A 17,605-nucleotide genomic window follows, 5' to 3' on the forward strand; every position below is an offset into this window, starting at 1 on the left:
GCCCGGATTACGCCGGCGGCTAATCCAGGCGACGGATGGTGGGTCTAATCCCCTAGGGACGGACGCTTAACCTTAAGTTACAGAGATCGGCGTCGATAACGGGTATATAGGAGGCCGTGGTCGATCCTGTTTTCGTGATGTCCGTCTCACTGCCTGCCTGTATAGACGGCGCCTACTCACATACAGATCGGGCTGCACAGGACGCCGTCGTCAGCCCATGAGAGGCTCGGCGGCGGTCCAGGCAACACTCATAACAATAATGGCAACTGGAGACGTCTAGTGAAGACCGTGTTGTATCCGGCCATCGCGCTGATGAATCGCCTCAGCTTCGGCATGAAGTTCAGCCTGATCAGCGTTCTGTTCTTCCTGCCCATGCTGGTCACCAACTTCTACCTGGTGCGTGACTCCTATCGCCAGTTCGTCGGCACCCAGAGCGCACTGGAAAGCCTTGAGTTGCTCGGCGACAGCCTGCAGTTGCGCCGCGATCTGGAGAGCCTCAACGACCTGGTGCAGATCAACGCGATGATCGGCCAGTCCGGCCAGGCCGGCGATCTGGAGGGGCGCATCAAGCAGTTGCAGCAGGCGCTCGACGCCGGCCTGCAAGGCCTCGAGCCGGTGGTGCGCGATGCCGAGCAGGCCGCCGAGTTCTCCGCCAAGCGCGACGAGATGCTCGCCGCATTGAAGAGCGCCGAGGCCGAGACCTCGTTGCAGAGCAAGACGGTGATAGTCGAGAAGCTGCTCGGCTCCTCCCAGGTGTTCATCAAGCTGGTGGCCAGCCAGGCCGGCCTCAGCCAGGACCCGCAGCGGCAGGTGCGGCAGATCACCGAGCTGATCGCCAACGTCACCCCGCAGGTCACCGATGTGCTCAGCCAGGGCCGGGCCATTGGCTCCTACTCCCTGGGCCAGGGCTTCCTCAACTCCGCGGCCAGCACCAAGTTCGACGACCTGCTGCTGCAACTGGAAAAGCTGCACGCCGAGTACGGCCTCAACCTGCAGGAAGCGCTGGCCGGCAACGTCGCCGCGCAGAACGGCCTGGGCAGCCTGGCCGAGGCCAGCCGGCAGACCCTCAAGGACAGCGCCGTGCTGTTCGAGGATCAGGTGATCATCGCCGACAGTCTGGACACGCCCTGGGCGCAATTCTACGACCAGGTCAGCCAGCAGATGGCCAAGACCCATGCCTTCAACGACGGCCTGCTGGCCTTCCTCGACAGCCAGCTGAGCGAGCGCCTGAACGACAACCGCGCGCAGATGGTGCTGCTGGTGGCGGCCCTGGTAGTGGTGTTCCTGTTGATTCTCTACCTCTACGCCGGCTTCTACGTTTCCACCCGCTCCACCCTGAAGACCCTCGGCCAGGTGATGGAAAAGGTCGCTGCCGGCGACATGACCGTGAGCTTCCAGGCGCAGAGCCGCGACGAACTGGGTGAACTGGGCCAGGTGTTCAACCAGACCGTGGTGCGTATCCACGACCTGATCGAGCGGGTCGGCCATACCGTCGGCGAAGTCGAGGGCCAGGCCGACCGCGTCGAGCTGGTGTCCGGCGAGAGCAACCAGGCGGTGGCCGGCCAGCGAGCGCAGATCGAACAGGTGGCGACGGCGATGAACCAGATGTCCGCCACCGCTCAGGAAGTGGCGCGCAGCGCCGCCGCCGCGGTGGGCAGCGCGCAGAGCGTCAACCAGGAAACGGTCAGCGGCCGCGCCCTGGTCGAGACCCAGGTCGGCGCCATCCAGCGTCTGGCCGGCGAGATCGACCAGTCGGTGGCGGTGATCAACCAGCTGGCCAGCGACAGCGCCTCGATCAGCCAGGTGCTCGACGTGATCAAGGGCATCGCCGAGCAGACCAACCTGCTGGCGCTCAACGCCGCCATCGAGGCGGCGCGTGCCGGCGAGCAGGGCCGCGGCTTCGCCGTGGTGGCCGACGAGGTGCGCAACCTGGCCAAGCGCACCCAGCAGTCCACCGAGGAAATCGAGTCGATGATCGCCAAGCTTCAGGGCGGCGTCGGTGCGGCGGTCAAGGCGATGAACGCCAGCCACCAGATGGCCGATGGCACGGTCAGCGAGTCGGCCAAGGTGCAGCAGGCGCTGGAGAACATCCTCGGTGCGGTGGGCTTGATCGTCGACCAGAACCAGCAGATCGCCGCCGCCGCCGAGCAGCAGACCGCGGTGGCCCACGACATCGACCAGAACATCGTCGAGATCAACCACGCCGGCGAACGCACCGCCGCCGGCGCCAGCCAGACCGAACAGGCCAGCCGCGAGCTGAGCGAGCTGGTCTCGCGGCTCAAGCAGTTGATCGGCGCGTTTCGCGTCTAGTCCCTGGCGCGATCCAGGCGGGCCCGCCCTCCGGCGGGCCTTTGCGTTTCTGCAGGTCGGGCGCGCAGGCTAGTGCACACGGCGCGCCCTACTGGGCGCCGCCGCTGTTTTCAGTAGCCCGCCTTGATTACCGCGATGCCCTGGTTCAGCACCTCGCGCCAGGCCTGGCGAATATCCGCATCGCACGCATTGTCGTGCTGGTTGATGCTCAGCAGCAGCGCGTCGAGCCACAGGTCGTAGAGTTCGGGGCGGATGTCCAGGCGCTGGCGCGAGTGCGATTCGCCGAGGGCGCGCAGCTTGGTATCGGGCAGGCCGCGGGCGTGCATCACCAGGTTGAGGATGCCCTGGCGCAGCAGCTGCTTCTGCCCGCTCATGTCGGTTTTGGCGAATTTCTCGCGGATCAGCGGCGAGCTGGCGAGGAAATGGCGGTAGAAATCGTCGAAGAAAGCGGGGCTGGCGCAGCAGCGTCCATAGCTCTGCATCACCAGGTTGGCGGCGCTCATGCAAACTCCTTGTCAGTGGCGGCGCGCTTGCGCCTGGCTCGTCCGTGCCGTGGTCGGCCTCAGCCGTGAATGCCGCGGGCGGTCTCGATGATGTAGGTGATGATCGGCTTGGCGAGGAAGGCGAACAGGCACAGGCCCAGGCCGAGGAACAGGATGGCGGTACCCAGGCGGCCGGCCTTGGATTTCTTCGCCAGGTCCCAGATGATGAAGAACATGAACAGCATCAGCCCGCCGACCAGCACGTACATCATCAGGGCTTCGAATTGTTCGGTTTCCATGGGGCCTCGTGGTTCGGACGGCAAACGCGGGGCGCAGATTATACGCGCCCCGATCCGCCCTGCGGCATTTCCGCGCCGGGCCTGCGACCTTCAGTCGCGCAGGTGCTGCAGCGGCAGCTGGGTGCTGGAGAGGATCTGCTGCAGGACGAAGCTGGAGCGCACGCTGGAGACGCCGTCGATGCGGGTCAGGGTGCCGAGCAGCAGCTTCTGGTAGTGATCCATGTCCGGCACCACCACCTTGAGCTGGTAGTCGGCGTCCATCCCGGTGACCAGGCAGCATTCGAGCACCTCCGGGCACTTGCGGATCTGCTCCTGGAAATGCTCGAAACGCTCCGGGGTGTGGCGGTCCATGCCGATCAGCACGTAGGCGGTCAGGCTCAGGCCGAGCTTCTTGCGATCGAGCAGGGCGACCTGGCCGAGGATGTAGCCGTCGTCCTCCAGCTGCTTGACCCGCCGCGAGCAGGGCGAGGGCGACAGGCCGATGCGTTCGGCCAGCTCCTGATTGGACAGGCCGGCGTCGCGCTGCAATTCGGCGAGAATGTTGAGGTCGTAGCGGTCGAGTTTGTCCACTTTTGGCTCGCTGTCTGATTGGATTGCTTTTAATCATGCGCGCTTAGTTAAAAATTGCGCAAGTGGCAGGTTTGTGAGCAATGTTCGCAATATTTCTTCGGCGCTGCGGGCGTAAGCTTTCTTTCAGTTTCACGGCCCGGACGACAAGTCCCACCGGCCTCGCCCAACCAGGCGAGCCGGCGCCGGCGATCCCACCGGATCGCACCGGCACCCGGGTCCGCACTGCCCAACCAGGCGGGCGACGAAAGCGGCGACAACACCGCCAGCACCGGACAGATTCCCCGAGGGGGCCGCAAGGCCCCTTTTTTATTGGTCGCGTAGACGGCGAGTCGGGTTCGTAGGGTGCGCCGCGCACCAGCCGCTCATCGGCTCGGGCCGCGAGCGGCAGCCTCAGCGCTCGACCACTTCCGGCGGGTCGGCGTGCACCAGCACCTCGGCGCGCGGGAATTCGCTGCGGATCGCCGCCTCCACCGCCACGCAGTGGGCGTGGGCCTGGGACAGGCTGATCTCGCCGGGCAGTTCCAGGTGCAGCTGGACGAACCAGCGGGTGCCGGAGATGCGCGTGCGCAGGTCGTGGGCACCGAGCACGCCGGGCACGCTGCAGGCCAGCAGGTGCATACGCGTGCTGATCTCCGGGGCCAGTTCCTGATCCATCAGCACCGCCACCGCTTCGCGGAGGATGCTGACGGCGCTCCACAGGATGTAGCCGGCGATGCCGACGGCGAACAGCGCATCGCCCTGCTGCCAGCCGAGACTGGCCAGCAGCAGGGCCAGCAGGATGCTGCCGTTGAGCAGGATGTCCGAGCGGTAGTGCAGCGAGTCGGCGTGGATCGCGGTGGAGCCGGTCTCGCGCACCACGCGGCGCTGGAACAGCAGCAGGGCGACGGTCAGCGCCAGCGACAGCAGCATCACCGCGATGCCCAGGCCCTCGGCCGCCAGCGGCTGCGGCGCGAGCAGGCGCTGCACGCCCTGAATCCCCACCAGCACGGCGCTGATGCCGATGAACAGCGACTGGCCGAGGCCGGCCAGGGCTTCGGCCTTGCCGTGGCCGTAGCGGTGATCCTCATCGGCCGGCTGCAGGGCGAAGTGCACCGCCACCAAGTTTATCAGTGAGGCGGCGCTATCGAGCAGCGAGTCGGTGAGCCCGGCCAGCAGACTGACCGAGCCGCTCAGCCACCAGGCGATCGCCTTGGCCAGCACCAGACTCAGCGCCACCGCCAGCGCCGCGGCGGTGGCCAGGCGCATCAGTCGGGCATGCTGGCGCTGGATCTGCATGAGTGGCTCAGGCCGCCGGGCGCAGGCCGAAGGCGGCCAGTTGCTGGGCGCTGCCGCTGTGGCGGATCAGGCGCGGGTCGTCCAGCGGCAGTTGGTGACCGGTGCTGCGCTCGATCAGCGCCTTGAGGCCGGCCTGGTCGAGCTTGCCCTCGGCATCCACCAGTTGCTTGAGCTGCTGCGGGTCGAGCTGGGCGGTCTGGCCGCCGGGCAGGTAGATGGCGCCGGTGGCGAAGTCGATGGCGAAGGCGATCAGCCCGGGAATGACGAAGAACAGGATGCCGATGGCGTCCATGGCGGCGACCGCCGGGTCGATCTTGCCTTCGATCTGGCCGCGGCGGTCCGGGTAGAACAGGGTGCCGCAGGCGGTCAGCTGGGTGAACAGGGCGACGGCGAGAACGCCGGCGATAACGCGGGATTGCGTGCGCATCGAGCACCTCCAGGGAGAAAAGTGGCGCAACTATAGCAAGGCGGTGATTGCAAAACTGCTGTCCGAACTCTCTGACCCGCGAGCCTGTTGGCAGTTCGCCGCTATAATCGCCGGCCTGCCGTGGAGAGCCCATGAACGCCCTGCCCATCGATGCCCTGCTGCCGGCCCTGCGCGAGGCCCTGGCTGACCGTGACGAAGCCGTACTGGAGGCGCCGCCCGGCGCCGGCAAGACCACCCGCGTGCCGCTGGCGCTGCTGGACCAGGCCTGGCTGGCGGGCCAGTCGATCCTCATGCTCGAACCGCGGCGCCTGGCCGCCCGCGCCGCCGCCGAGCGCCTGGCCAGCGAACTGGGCGAGCGGGTCGGCGAGACCGTCGGCTACCGCATCCGCCTGGACAGCAAGATCGGGCCGAACACCCGCATCGAGGTGGTCACCGAGGGCATCCTCGCCCGCCGCCTGCAGGACGATCCGGCGCTGGACGGCGTCGGCCTGGTGATCTTCGACGAGTTCATGGAGCGCAGCCTGGACGCCGACCTGGCCCTGGCGCTGTGCCTCAATGGCCGCGCCATGTTTCGCGGCGCGGACAGCGGCGCGCCGCCGCTCAAGCTGCTGCTGATGTCCGCCACCCTGGAAGGGCAGCGCCTGGCGGCGTTGCTCGGCGAGGCGCCGGTGCTGCGCAGCGAGGGCCGCATGTTCCCGGTGGATATCCGCTGGGGGGCGTCATCGCCGCCGGGCGAGTGGATCGAGCCGCGGGTGGTGCAAACCGTGCTGCAGGCGCTGGCCGACGAGCCGGGCAGCCTGCTGGTGTTCCTCCCCGGCCAGGCCGAGATCCGCCGCGTTGCCGAGCAGCTGGGCGAGGCCCTGGCCGGGCAGGGCGACATCCGGCTCTGCCCGCTGCACGGCGAGCTGGATCTGTCCGCCCAGCGCGCCGCCATCGAGCCGGCGCCGCCCGGCACGCGCAAGGTGGTGCTGGCCACCAATATCGCCGAGACCAGCCTGACCATCGACGGCGTGCGCGTGGTGGTCGACGCCGGCTTGGCGCGGGTGCCGCGTTTCGATCCGGCCAGCGGCATGACCCGCCTCGATACCCAGCGCATCTCGCGCGCCTCGGCCACCCAGCGCGCCGGGCGGGCCGGGCGCCTGCAGCCGGGCGCCTGCTACCGGCTGTGGTCGGAGCACCAGCACGAACAGCTAAGCGCCTATTCCGCGGCGGAGATTCTTCAGGCGGATCTGGCCGGGCTGGCCCTGCAGCTGCTGCGCTGGGGCGTGACGCCGCAGGAGCTGAGCTGGCTCGACGCACCGCCGCCCGCCGCCTACGCCCAGGCGCTGGAGCTGCTCGGCCGCCTCGGCGCGCTGGATGCGCGCGGCGCGCTCAACGCCCACGGCCAGGCCATGGCCGAGCTGCCGGCGCATCCGCGTCTCGCCCACCTGTTGCTGCGCGGCCAGACGCTGGGCCTCGGCGCGCTGGCCTGCGACCTGGCGGCGCTGTTGTCCGAGCGCGATATCCTCCGCGGCGGCGGCGCCGATCTGCACAATCGCCTGGCCCTGCTCAGTGGCGACAGCCGTGCCGGGCGCTCGGCCCAGGGCGGCGTGCAGCGCGCCCGGCAACTGGCGCGGCAGTTCCAGGGCCTGCTCAAGGGCCGGCCAGTGACCCAGGCGGTGAGCGAGCCCGAACACCCGCGCTGGCTCGGCTGCCTGCTGGCCTTCGCCTACCCCGATCGCATCGCCCAGCAGCGCCGCGCTGGTGGCGCCGACTATCGCCTGGCCAACGGCCGCGCCGCGCAGTTCGCCGAGGCGGACGCGCTGATGAAGCACGAATGGCTGGTGGTAGCCGATCTAGGCAGTCGCCAGGGCCAGCGCGAGGAGCGCATCTATCTCGCCGCCGACCTCGACCCGGCGTTGTTCGAGTGCGAGCTGGCCGAGCAGGTCGAGACGCTGGATGTGCTCGACTGGGACGAGCGCGAAGGCGTGCTGCGCGCCGAGCGTCAGCGCAAGGTTGGCGAGCTGGTGCTGGAGCGCCAGGCGCTGGCCGCGCTGGACGAGGAGGCACGCTGCCGGGCGCTGGTCGGCCTGGTACGGCGCAAGGGCCTGGAGCTGCTGCCCTGGACGCCGGAGCTGCGCCAATGGCAGGCGCGGGTGGCGCTGCTGCGCGAACTGGATATGCGGCAGCAGGGGCAGAGCGAATGGCCGGACCTGTCCGACGCCGCGCTGCTGGCCAGCCTCGAGCAGTGGCTGACGCCTTACTTGAGCAAGGTCAATCGTCTCAGCCACTTCGCCAGCCTCGACCTGCCTTCGATCCTGCCGACCCTGCTGCCCTGGCCGCTGCCGCAGCGTCTCGACGAGCTGGCGCCGCGGGCGCTGACGGTGCCGTCCGGCTCGCGCATCGCCATCGACTACAGGGAACAGCCGCCGGTGCTGGCCGTGCGCCTGCAGGAACTGTTCGGCCTGGCCGCCACCCCGCGCATCGCCGGCGGCCGCCTGGGGCTCAAGCTGCACCTGCTGTCGCCGGCGCGGCGGCCGGTGCAGGTGACCCAGGACCTGGCCAGCTTCTGGGCCAATACCTACCTGGAGGTGAAGAAGGATCTGAAGGGCAGGTATCCCAAGCATTACTGGCCGGACGACCCGCTGATCGCCGAACCCACCGCGCGGGCCAAGCCGCGCAAGTGAACCCGCGGCGGCCGGGGACTGTCCCAGCCGCTGTCTTCTGTCTGCGGAGTTGCCATGCTGACCCTCGATATAGGCCCATTGGCCCTGGCCACCGACCATCTGCTGTTGCTCGGCAGCCTGCTGCTGGCGACCCTGGCGGGTTGGTGGAGTGGCCGGCGCCAGGGCTGCAACCCGGAGCGGCAGCTGTTTCGCCTGTTGCTGCTGGGGCTGCTGGTGGCCCGGCTGGCCTTCGTGCTGGTCTACGCCGAGTTCTACCGTGCGGCGCCGTGGCGGGTGCTGGATATCCGCGACGGCGGCTTTCTCGCCTGGCCGGGGCTGCTCGCCGCGCTGACCCTGGGCGCCTGGTACCTTTGGCGCGACGCGCGTCTGCGTCGGCCGCTGGCGACGGCCATGGCGCTGGGCCTGGCCTGCTGGCTGGGCGGCAGCGCGGTGCTGCAGGCCCTGCAGCAGGGCACCCGGCTACCCGATCTGGCCCTGCAGGATTTGCAGGGGCGTGCGGTCAATCTGCAGGATTTCGCCGGCAAGCCGCTGGTGGTCAACCTCTGGGCCAGCTGGTGCCCGCCCTGTCGACGCGAAATGCCGGTGCTGGCCGCCGCGCAGCGCGACGAGCCGGGGATGACCTTTCTGTTCGTCAATCAGGGCGAGTCCGCCGCGCAGGTGGCGGCCTTTCTCGATGCCGAGGCGCCGGGGCTGGGCAACGTGCTGCTCGACGCCGGCAATCGCCTGGGCGAGCAGGTCGGCTCGCGCGCCTTGCCCAGCACGCTGTTCTACGCCGCTGATGGGCGTCAGCTGGGCAGCCATCTCGGCGAACTGTCCGCGGCCAGCCTGGCCCATGCGCTGACGCTGCTCCGAGACGGCGAGAGCCCCGAGCCGCGCTGACACGGCTCAAGGCAACTGCAGGTCTTCGCCGGCGGCGCGCAGTTCCTCGTAGGCGCGGTCGAGGGCATCGCGCAACGCCTCGGCGCCGGGGACATGGCGCGAGACGATCAGCTTCAGCGGCAGGCGCTGCAGCTGGACGAAGGGCAGCTCGCCCATGCCCAGGCGCCGGCGCGCCTGCTCCACCGGGGTCTGGTAGTCCAGCAGGTAGTCGCCGCGGCGGCGCTGCAGCATCTCCAGGGCGGCGGTGTGGCTGGCGGTGCGGTGTTCCACTATGCCCAGCGCCGGGTCGGCGAGCCACTGGTTGACCTCCTGCCAGTAGCTGTAGCCGCTGATCAGGATCACTCCGCTGTCCTTGAGATCGTCGGGCAGACGCGGCAGCGGCGTGTCGCGGCGGAAATACAGGTTGAGGGTGATCTCGCCGAGGCGGTGGCGGGCCTCCAGGGTGTGCCCGACCAGCTCCGCTTTGCCCGGGGCGCCGGGCCACAGCTGCACGCTGCCGTCACGCAGGCCGCTGTACAGGCGCGCACCGGGGTAGGAGCGGAAATGCGCCTGGTAGCCGGCGTGGCGCAGCAGGCGTGCGCTGAGTTCGAGGATGGCGCCGCTGGGGCGGCCCTGGGCGTCGGTGTAGGAGTAGGGCGGGAATTCGTAATAGCCGACGCTGACCTGGCGCAGCGCGTCGATCTCGGCCGTGGCGGCAAGGCTCGGTAGCCACAGCAGGGCGGCGAGCAGAAGGCAGCAGCATCTTGGCATCTGGGAGTACGCGGCTCGGCGCCGTCTTGTCGTTATAAAAGTGTCACGCGACCAGCATGGCCAACCGCGGTGGCGCTTGTCCAGCCCCTGTCCTTCGCAGATTAGTCGAGGCTGGGCAGAAAGAAGCGGCCGATCAGCGGCAGATGATCGGAGATGTGCAGCGTGTCGTGCTGGCGCACCGTGCTGCTCAGCGGAGTCAGCCGCGGGCTGTGCAGCAGGTAGTCGAGGGTGCGGTCAGGGCCGCTGGCGGCCGGGTCGTTGGGGTAGTGGGTGTACCAGCGCGCCTGCTCGCCGCCAGCCGCCTGATCCAGGCTGGGGATCAGCGGGTAGCGCGCGGCCAGCTCCTGCAGGCGGTTGTCGCTGGCGTAGCGGCTGCGCTCAGCGTCCGGCAACTGGCCGGGCGGCAGCAGGTCGAAGTCGCCGCCGAGCACCCAGGGCGTGCCCGCGGCCTGCAGCTGGCGCAGCAGGCCGTCGGTCATGCTCAGCTGGCGCGCCTGGGTGTCGTCGCCCCGGGCGAAGGCATCGAAATGGCCGTTGAGCGTCACCAGCTCGCCGCCGCCGCGGATCGGCAGATGGCTGACCAGCAGCGCGGGCTTGGGCTGCAACGGGCGCGTCAGCGGGTTGCCGGGCCGCTGCGGCAGTTGCAGGCGCTCGGCGCGGGCGATCCGGAAGCGGCTGAGGGTGGCCAGCTTCATGCCGACGCTGCCGAGGATGCGCGGGTGCGGGACGAAGCCGGCCTGCCAGTAGAAGGCCTGGCTGGCGCAGGGGTAGAGGTCGGCCAGGCGCGCTTGCAGCAGGGCCAGTTGATCCTGATGGTCGCTGGCCCGGGCGCCGTCGTGCAGCTCCTGCAGCAGGACGACATCCGGCTGCTCGTCGCGCAGCACCCGCACCACCTCGTCGAGGGTGCTGGCCAGATCCGCGGCGCTGGGCCGGTCGTCGGGGCCGTCGCCGCCGGGCAGGTCGTACCAGAACACATGACCCTTGCCGGCCAGGTACTGCAGGTTCCAGGTCATCACCTTGAGCGCCTGTCCCGGCTGCAGCTGCGCTACCTGGCCGCTGCAGGCCAGCGGCGCCGGCTCGCGCGGCGCCGGGCGCCAGCTCAGCGCATGGACCAGGGCAAGGGACAGGCCGAGCAGCGCCACCAGGGCGAGCAGCAGGCGAAACGGGCGGGGCAGGGACATGGCGACGCGGGCGGCTATGCTGGAAGGAGGCGAGGATACCCGACTGCGGCCCATCGGCCCAGGCGTGGCGCCGTCCTGCCGGGAGGGTGCGATGAACGAGCCGCTGATTGCCCAGCGCGGCCCCTATGCGGTCGAGGTTCAGGCCGGGCAGGATTACTTCTGGTGCCGTTGCGGGCGCAGTGCCAGCCAGCCGTTCTGCGACGGCAGCCACAAGGGCAGTGGACTGACGCCGCTGAAGTACCATGCCGAGCAGACCGACACCCTGTTTTTCTGTGGCTGCAAGCACACGGCCACGCCGCCCTGTTGCGATGGCAGCCATAACAGGTTGTAGTGTCGGCCAGGCTTGGCTCGTGGGGGGCAGTTCATGTATCGCAAGGTATTCGCCAACAAGGTGTTCGACCGCAAGGTGGTGCTGATCACCGGCGGCTGCGCCGGCATCGGCCGCGCCCTGGCCGTGCGCATGGCCCAGGCCGGCGCGCGCCTGGTGATTTTCGATCTGCAGCAGGCGGCGCTCGACAGCCTGGTGCAGCACCTGGCCGATCACCACAACGCCGAGGCCCTTGGCCTGCTCTGCGACGTCGCCGACGCCGCCGCGGTGCAGCGCGCAGTGGCCCTGGCCATCGAGCGTTTCGGCGGCATCGACGTGCTGGTCAACAACGCCGGCATCACCCACCGCAGCACCTTCGCCGACACCAGCCTGGAGGTGTTCCAGCGGGTCATGGCGGTCAACTACTTCGGCGCGCTGCATTGCACCCAGGCGGCGCTGCCCAGCCTGATCGCCCGCGGTGGGCAGATCATCGTGCTCAGTTCGCTGTCGGGCATCGCCCCGCTGCTCTACCGCAGCGCCTACAACGCCAGCAAGCACGCCCTGCACGGCCTGTTCGAGACCCTGCGCTACGAGCTCAAGGGCTCGGGGGTCAACGTCATGCTGGTGTGCCCCGGCTTCACCGCCACCGACCTGCGCAAGAACGCCCTGGTCGGCGACGGTTCGGTGGCCGCCCAGCCGCCGCTGGCGATGGGCAAGGTGGCCTCGCCGCAGGACGTCGCCGAGGCGATCTACCACGGCGCACTGAGGCGCCGGCGCCTGCTGGTGCTGTCCAACGTCGACTGGCGCGCGCGGGTGCTGGCGCGCTTCTTCCCGCGGCTGTTCGAGCGGGTGCTGCTGCCGCGGCTGTCCGGGCTCAAACCGCAGGGTTCGGGGCGGGGCTGATGCGTTTCTGCTGGCGCCGCTGTGCCGGGCCGAGGACGCGCCGCTGCGAGTGATGACCGACCTGTGTGTGGCCGCCGTTTCGCATGCAGGGCGCAAGCGGCAAGCTGCAGGGCCTGGATATCGACCTGCTGGCGGAGCTGTCGCGCCGCACCGCGCTGCGCTACCAGCCGGTGGCGGCGCGCCAGTAACGGGCGGCGCCCCTGCTAGTGGTTATGCGGCTCGCCGTAGAGCTGCTGAACCAGGTCCATGTCCCAGTAGGCGGCCTCGATCTTGTGCCCGTCGAGATCGCGCACGAAGCAGCCGTAATAGGGTTCGCCATACTCCGGGCGCGGCCCCGGCTGACCCTCGTCGCGGGCGCCGGCGGCCAGTGCGGCCTGGTGGAAGGCGTGCACCGCGGCCTTGTCCGGGGCGACGAAACCGAAATGGCTGCCGTTGCCGAGGGTCGCCGGCTGGCCGTCGATCGGCGTCTGCACCCAGAACTCCGGGTACTCGCGGCCGAAGGCCACGGCGCCGGGGTGACGCATGATTTCCTTGCAGCCGAGGGTGGCCAGCACCTTGGCGTAGAAGTCGCAGGCCGCCTCGAAACGGTTGGTGCCGATGGATACGTGGGACAGGATGCTGGGGTTGGCGTCGCTCATGACGGGGCTCCTTGGTTGGCGAGACGGCCAAGCCTAGTCGCTGTTTTGCCGTTGCGCCTGCTGCCGGTCGAGCAGCATGAACAGGCGGAACAGCACCACCAGGGCGAACAGCTGGAGGAAGCCGCTGGCCGTCTGCTGCAGCACCCACAGCAGGCTGTCGTCGCGGCTCGGCAGGGTCCACCAGTCGAGCAGCCAGAGCGGCACCAGCACGCCGGCCAGGCAGCTGAACACCTCCCAGAAGCGCCCATTGGTCAACTCGAAGCTGCCCCGCAGGGCGTTCATCGGCGGCTGCCCGCGCAGCACCAGAAGCAGCTCGGCGAAGGCCAGCTTGACCATGATCCAGATGCCCGGCAGCACCAGCAGCGACAGCCCGAGCAGGATCGCCAGGGTGCTCAGTCCGGCCAGCAGGGCGAACCCCGGCCACAGGCGCAGGGCGGCGGCGAACAACTCGTTGCCGGTCGCTGCGCGGCCGTTGCTGCGGGCGTCGAGGAAGAGGATCAGCTGCGCGGCGTAGAGCGGATAGAAGAGTACGCCGAGGAGGATGCCGTAGGCCGGATTGGCGCCTTCGCCGAGCTGAGCCGCCAGCAGCACCTGGGCGATGGCCTCGGCCAGCAGCAGCGGCAGGCACAGGCGGGCTATGGCCGCCAGGTTGTGGCTGAAGAAGAACCAGGCATCGCGCAGGATCGGCAGTGGATTCATCGGCAGAACTCGGCAAAGACGAAGACCCGCACTGTAGCAGAGGCGCCGCGCGCTCCGCGCTGATGGCAATGCTCTGGCATACTGGCAGGGCTTTCCGCCCGCCGACCGAGGATGCCCGGTGAAGAAGATCGCCGTATTCGCCGACGTACAGAACCTCTACTACACGGTGCGCCAGGCCCATGGCTGCCATTTCGACTACGCCGCCTTCTGGGCCGACGCCAGCCGCCAGGGGCAGATAGTCGAGGCCTACGCCTATGCCATCGAGCGCGGCGACGCCAAGCAGCAGCAGTTCCAGCAGATCCTGCGCAAGCTCGGCTTCACCGTGAAGCTCAAACCCTATATCCAGCGCAGCGACGGCTCGGCCAAGGGCGACTGGGACGTCGGCATCTGCATCGACGTGCTCGACGCCGCCGAGCGGGTCGACGTGGTGGTGCTGGCCTCCGGCGACGGCGATTTCGACCTGCTGCTCGAGCGCGTGCGCCAGCGCGGCACCGAGGCGATCGCCTACGGCGTGCCGGGGCTGACCGCGCAATCGCTGATCCGCGCCGCCAGCCGTTACGTGCCCATCGAGGGCAGCCTGCTGCTCAAGAGTCATTGAGGACATTCGTGGAATCCATTGCCGTCATCGACTTCGAAACCACCGGCGTGTCGCCGGACCAGGCCCGTGCCACCGAGATCGGCGTGGCCATCATCGAGGGCGGGCAGATCGTCGCCCGCTACCAGAGCCTGATGAACAGCGGCGCCTGGGTGCCGCCCTTTATCGAGCAGCTCACCGGCATCAGCAACGCCATGCTGCGCGCGGCGCCGCCGTCCGACCAGGTGATGACCGAGGTGGCCGACTTTATCGGCGAGCGGCCGCTGCTGGCGCACAACGCCGCCTTCGACCAGAAATTCTGGGACGCCGAACTGGCGCGCATCCGCCGTCGCCGGCGACAGCCGTTCGCCTGCTCGCTGCTGCTGTCGCGGCGCCTGCTGCCGGAGGCGCCGAGCCACAAGCTGGGCAACCTCAACCGCTGGGCCGGGCTGCCGGACACCGGCCGCGCCCACCGCGCCCTGGCCGATGCCGAGATGGCGGCCAACCTGACCCTGCACCTGTTCGACCTGTTGCGCCGCCGCCACGGCCGGCACCAGGCCGATCACGCATTGCTCTGCCAGTTGCAGAAGCTGTCGGCGGCCAAGGTGCGCGCGCTGCTGGCCGCCGGCTAGCGAGTCGTGGCCCGGATGGCTTTGCGGCCAACCTCCCCGGATTGCATCCGGGCCAGGTGAATAGCAGCTTCGCCCCTGCCATGGGCGCAGACCGGGTAAACTGCGCGCCTGTTTCTTTTCGACCGGTTGCCCCCCATGACCTTCGCCTCCCTCGGCCTGATCGAGCCGCTGCTGCGCAGCCTCGCTGGCCTCGACTACCAGACCCCGACCCCGGTGCAGAGCCAGGCGATTCCCGCCGTGCTCAAGGGCCGCGACCTGATGGCCGCGGCGCAGACCGGCACCGGCAAGACCGCCGGCTTCGCCCTGCCGCTGTTGCAGCGCCTGACCCTGGAAGGCCCGCAGGTGGCGAGCAACTCGGTGCGCGCGCTGGTGCTGGCGCCGACCCGCGAGCTGGCCGAGCAGGTGCTGCAGAGCTTCCTGGTCTACGGCCAGCACCTGCCGCTGAGCTGCTACGCGGTGTACGGCGGGGTCAGCATCAACCCGCAGATGATGAAGCTGCGCAAGGGCGTCGACGTGCTGGTGGCCACGCCGGGACGATTGCTCGACCTTTACCGGCAGAACGCGGTCAGGTTCAACCAGCTGCAGTGCCTGGTGCTCGACGAGGCCGACCGCATGCTCGACCTGGGCTTTGCCCGCGAGCTGGACGAGCTGTTCAGCGCCCTGCCGAAAAAGCGCCAGACCCTGCTGTTCTCCGCCACCTTCTCCGACGTTATCCGGCAGATGGCCGGCGAGCTGCTGCGCGACCCGCTGTCGGTCGAGGTCAGCCCGCGCAACGCCGCGGCCAAGAGCGTCAAGCAGTGGCTGATCCCGGTGGACAAGAAGCGCAAGGGCGAGCTGTTTCTGCACTTGTTGCAGAAAAAACGCTGGGGCCAGGTGCTGGTATTCGCCAAGACGCGCAAGGGCGTCGATCAGCTCGAACAGGAGCTGCTGGCCATCGGTGTGGCCGCCGACTCGATCCACGGCGACAAGCCGCAGCCGGCGCGCCTGCGTGCGCTGGAGCGGTTCAAGGCCGGCGAGGTGCAGGTACTGGTGGCCACCGACGTGGCCGCGCGCGGGCTGGATATCGACGACCTGCCGCTGGTGGTCAACCTGGATCTGCCGATCAACGCCGAGGACTACGTGCACCGTATCGGCCGCACCGGTCGCGCCGGCGCCACGGGCGAGGCGATCTCGCTGGTGTGCGCCGACGAGGTGGAGCAGCTGGCGGCCATCGAGAACCTCACCCAGCAGCTGATCAAGCGCGTCGACGAGCCTGATTTCATCCCCGACCACCGCGTACCCCTGACGGCGGTTGGCGGCCAGGTGCTGAAGAAACCGAAGAAGCCCAAGCAGAAACTCATCCCCGGCGCGGCCAAGTCGGCCGGCAAGGGCAATATCCACCTCGGCCGCTGGTTCGAGGAAGAGGATGCCAAGCCCAAGGCCAAGGCGGTGCGCAAGGTGCCGAGCTTCGGCGGCAAGCCCAAGGGTGGCAAGAAGTAAGGCGCCGCACTCAGCCGCAGCACGGATGAGATTCGGGGCATATCGCGCGCGGCTACGGCGGCTTCATCGCACGGTGTGGGCCTGCGCCGCCACCGCCGCGGCGGTCATGTCATAGATCACCAGGCACACATGCTCCACCGGCTGGCCGGCCAGCGGCAGCAGGGTGACATTCTGGTACATGAAGTCGGCCCGGCCGGTGATCGGCTGGTAGCTGTTGAAGCGCAGCAGGTAGGGGCGCTGTTGCCACAGGCTGAAGGCGCGGGTGCCCAGTTGCACCACGCTTTCCACCTTGCGCTCCAGCCAGGGCCGGTCCAGTTCGGGGAACAGCTCGAACAGCGAGCGGCCCTGCACCTGATCCGGGCCCAGCCCGGAGTGGTTTTCCATAAAGGCGTTCCACACCTCGACGCGGTACTGGCGGTCGAGCACCAGCACGCCGACGTCGATGCACTGGACGATGTCGAGCAGCCAGTGAACTTCGCGGATGTCGATCTGCGCGGGCATCGCCTCACTCCATCAGGTAGCCGATCTTCGTCGTCAGACGGGCGATCGAGTCTTCGGTAAAGAGCAGCAGCAGGTCGAAGTGGATGGCGTGGCCCTCCAGGCTGTAGCTGATCTCCACCGCCAGGGTCTTGCGCCAGCGCTGGCGGTTGATCTGGATCAGCTGATCGAGGCTGGCGTGCTGGCCGAGCAGCTGCGGATGGCCCTGGGAGAAGCGCAGGTCGAGCTGCTCGGCGATGCCGGCCAGGCAGGCGCCGATCAGGATGCTGGCCAGATCCAGGAGCATCTCCGAGGTCTGCGCCTCGCTCTCCGGCTGCCAGCCGAGCAGGCGCGCCATGTCGTCCACTTCCGAGTCGTGGAACAGCAGCAGCGCCTCGCCGGCGATGGCCTCGCCGATAAAGCCCTGGCAGATGGCGCTGAAACGCTCGCCGCGCTGGGCGTCGAGCAGGGTCATATGCAGTTCGCCGACCTCGAAGATATTCACCTGCGGCACCGGCAGCTGCACGAACCCCCCGAGCACCCTGGCCAGCAGCGCGGCGGCGCGGCCCATGGCGACGTTGCTGACCTCGCGCAGGGCGTCGCGGAAGCTGACCTTGAGCGCGTCCAGGGCGGCGGCCTGGGCCTGCGCCGTCGGCGTAGCCTGGGGGGCGAACAGGCCCAGCTCGATCAGGGTTTGGCGCAGCCGCTCGGGGTCGGCCGGCTTCTGGATAAAGGCCAGCGCACCCAGCTCGCGCACGCGGCGCAGGGCTTCCTCCTGCACGTCGCCGGAGACCACTATCACCTGGCTCTCGAGGCCCTCGGCGCGCAGCGCGGCGAGGGTCTGGTAGCCGTCCAGAATCGGCATGGTCAGGTCCAGCAGCAGCACCTGGCCGCGGCCCTGGCGGACCAGCGCCAGCGCCTCCTCGCCATTGCCGGCCTGGCTCAGGGCCACCGGCCATTCGGCGGGCAGGGCGCGGATCAGCTGCTTGCGCGCCATGGCGGAGTCGTCGCAGACCAGCAGGGGAGTCACGGTGGCGAAGGACCTGTGCGCAGTGGG

At 69.0% G+C, this 17,605-nt stretch carries 20 protein-coding genes; 9 read left to right on the forward strand and 11 right to left on the reverse strand.

The features are described 5' to 3' along the window. Positions 1-279 precede the first annotated feature (279 nt). On the forward strand, positions 280-2,310 hold the full coding sequence (locus AC1G9C_RS03965; RefSeq protein WP_480409509.1) for a methyl-accepting chemotaxis protein: 2,031 nt from the start codon (positions 280-282) through the stop codon (positions 2,308-2,310). A gap of 110 nt (positions 2,311-2,420) precedes the next feature. On the opposite strand, the gene AC1G9C_RS03970 is transcribed toward AC1G9C_RS03965, so the two are convergent. From AC1G9C_RS03970 to AC1G9C_RS03990, 5 genes are all read right to left on the reverse strand, one after another. Continuing rightward, positions 2,421-2,813 carry a globin gene (locus tag AC1G9C_RS03970; RefSeq protein WP_480409510.1) on the reverse strand — a complete coding sequence of 131 codons (393 nt, stop codon included), beginning with the start codon at positions 2,811-2,813 and terminating at the stop codon, positions 2,421-2,423. 59 nt (positions 2,814-2,872) lie between these two features. Beyond that, complete coding sequence (locus tag AC1G9C_RS03975; protein ID WP_003240295.1) at positions 2,873-3,091, reverse strand: DUF2788 domain-containing protein; 219 nt, start codon at positions 3,089-3,091, stop codon at positions 2,873-2,875. A 90-nt stretch (positions 3,092-3,181) separates the two neighbouring features. Then, complete coding sequence (locus tag AC1G9C_RS03980) at positions 3,182-3,661, reverse strand: Lrp/AsnC family transcriptional regulator (RefSeq protein WP_021443909.1); 480 nt, start codon at positions 3,659-3,661, stop codon at positions 3,182-3,184. Positions 3,662-4,051: 390 nt separating this feature from the next. Next, a complete protein-coding gene (locus AC1G9C_RS03985; protein WP_480409511.1) occupies positions 4,052-4,936 on the reverse strand; it encodes a cation diffusion facilitator family transporter in 885 nt (294 codons plus the stop codon). 7 nt (positions 4,937-4,943) lie between these two features. After that, positions 4,944-5,363: a polyribonucleotide nucleotidyltransferase gene (locus AC1G9C_RS03990; protein WP_457787981.1), complete on the reverse strand. Its 420-nt coding sequence runs from the start codon at positions 5,361-5,363 to the stop codon at positions 4,944-4,946. A 131-nt stretch (positions 5,364-5,494) separates the two neighbouring features. Between AC1G9C_RS03990 and hrpB the strand changes: the two genes are divergently transcribed. Further along, positions 5,495-8,029, forward strand: a complete 2,535-nt coding sequence (gene hrpB, locus AC1G9C_RS03995) for an ATP-dependent helicase HrpB (protein ID WP_480409512.1) — start codon at positions 5,495-5,497, stop codon at positions 8,027-8,029. A gap of 54 nt (positions 8,030-8,083) precedes the next feature. Next, the gene (locus AC1G9C_RS04000; RefSeq protein WP_480409513.1) at positions 8,084-8,908 is read left to right on the forward strand and encodes a TlpA family protein disulfide reductase; all 825 of its coding nucleotides are present in this window, start codon (positions 8,084-8,086) and stop codon (positions 8,906-8,908) included. 6 nt (positions 8,909-8,914) lie between these two features. Here the strand turns inward: AC1G9C_RS04000 and AC1G9C_RS04005 are convergent, their stop codons facing one another. Both AC1G9C_RS04005 and AC1G9C_RS04010 read right to left on the reverse strand, forming a co-directional pair. Next, positions 8,915-9,658 carry a substrate-binding periplasmic protein gene (locus tag AC1G9C_RS04005; RefSeq protein WP_122108987.1) on the reverse strand — a complete coding sequence of 248 codons (744 nt, stop codon included), beginning with the start codon at positions 9,656-9,658 and terminating at the stop codon, positions 8,915-8,917. A 101-nt stretch (positions 9,659-9,759) separates the two neighbouring features. Continuing rightward, positions 9,760-10,839 (reverse strand): endonuclease/exonuclease/phosphatase family protein, encoded by a 1,080-nt coding sequence (locus tag AC1G9C_RS04010; protein ID WP_480409514.1) that lies wholly within the window; start codon positions 10,837-10,839, stop codon positions 9,760-9,762. Positions 10,840-10,930: 91 nt separating this feature from the next. On the opposite strand from AC1G9C_RS04010, the gene AC1G9C_RS04015 reads away from it, so the two are divergent. The 3 genes from AC1G9C_RS04015 (at position 10,931) to AC1G9C_RS04025 (ending at position 12,237) form a co-directional block, all read left to right on the forward strand. After that, positions 10,931-11,170 (forward strand): CDGSH iron-sulfur domain-containing protein, encoded by a 240-nt coding sequence (locus AC1G9C_RS04015; RefSeq protein WP_122108989.1) that lies wholly within the window; start codon positions 10,931-10,933, stop codon positions 11,168-11,170. 33 nt (positions 11,171-11,203) lie between these two features. Next, positions 11,204-12,049, forward strand: coding sequence for an SDR family oxidoreductase (locus AC1G9C_RS04020; RefSeq protein WP_122108990.1), 846 nt, complete (start codon positions 11,204-11,206; stop codon positions 12,047-12,049). A 65-nt stretch (positions 12,050-12,114) separates the two neighbouring features. Next, positions 12,115-12,237, forward strand: coding sequence for a hypothetical protein (locus AC1G9C_RS04025; protein ID WP_480409515.1), 123 nt, complete (start codon positions 12,115-12,117; stop codon positions 12,235-12,237). A 15-nt stretch (positions 12,238-12,252) separates the two neighbouring features. Here the strand turns inward: AC1G9C_RS04025 and AC1G9C_RS04030 are convergent, their stop codons facing one another. Both AC1G9C_RS04030 and AC1G9C_RS04035 read right to left on the reverse strand, forming a co-directional pair. Then, positions 12,253-12,687, reverse strand: a complete 435-nt coding sequence (locus AC1G9C_RS04030) for a VOC family protein (protein ID WP_021443900.1) — start codon at positions 12,685-12,687, stop codon at positions 12,253-12,255. A gap of 33 nt (positions 12,688-12,720) precedes the next feature. Continuing rightward, positions 12,721-13,386, reverse strand: coding sequence for a YciC family protein (locus AC1G9C_RS04035; protein WP_480409516.1), 666 nt, complete (start codon positions 13,384-13,386; stop codon positions 12,721-12,723). A gap of 118 nt (positions 13,387-13,504) precedes the next feature. Here AC1G9C_RS04035 and AC1G9C_RS04040 point away from each other — a divergent pair, with 118 nt between their 5' ends. The 3 genes from AC1G9C_RS04040 (at position 13,505) to rhlE1 (ending at position 16,071) form a co-directional block, all read left to right on the forward strand. Beyond that, entirely contained in the window at positions 13,505-13,984 is a 480-nt protein-coding gene (locus AC1G9C_RS04040; RefSeq protein WP_480409517.1) for a LabA-like NYN domain-containing protein, read from the forward strand. A gap of 8 nt (positions 13,985-13,992) precedes the next feature. After that, on the forward strand, positions 13,993-14,592 hold the full coding sequence (locus tag AC1G9C_RS04045; protein ID WP_480409518.1) for a 3'-5' exonuclease: 600 nt from the start codon (positions 13,993-13,995) through the stop codon (positions 14,590-14,592). A 135-nt stretch (positions 14,593-14,727) separates the two neighbouring features. Further along, entirely contained in the window at positions 14,728-16,071 is a 1,344-nt protein-coding gene (gene rhlE1 / locus AC1G9C_RS04050) for an RNA helicase RhlE1 (RefSeq protein WP_480409519.1), read from the forward strand. A gap of 63 nt (positions 16,072-16,134) precedes the next feature. Here rhlE1 and AC1G9C_RS04055 read toward each other — a convergent pair whose 3' ends face one another. Both AC1G9C_RS04055 and AC1G9C_RS04060 read right to left on the reverse strand, forming a co-directional pair. Continuing rightward, positions 16,135-16,572, reverse strand: a complete 438-nt coding sequence (locus AC1G9C_RS04055) for a PAS domain-containing protein (protein ID WP_480409520.1) — start codon at positions 16,570-16,572, stop codon at positions 16,135-16,137. A gap of 4 nt (positions 16,573-16,576) precedes the next feature. Next, positions 16,577-17,578, reverse strand: a complete 1,002-nt coding sequence (locus tag AC1G9C_RS04060) for a response regulator (protein ID WP_480409521.1) — start codon at positions 17,576-17,578, stop codon at positions 16,577-16,579. Positions 17,579-17,605: the final 27 nt, after the last annotated feature.

Source organism: Pseudomonas sp. ABa2 (assembly GCF_056676075.1).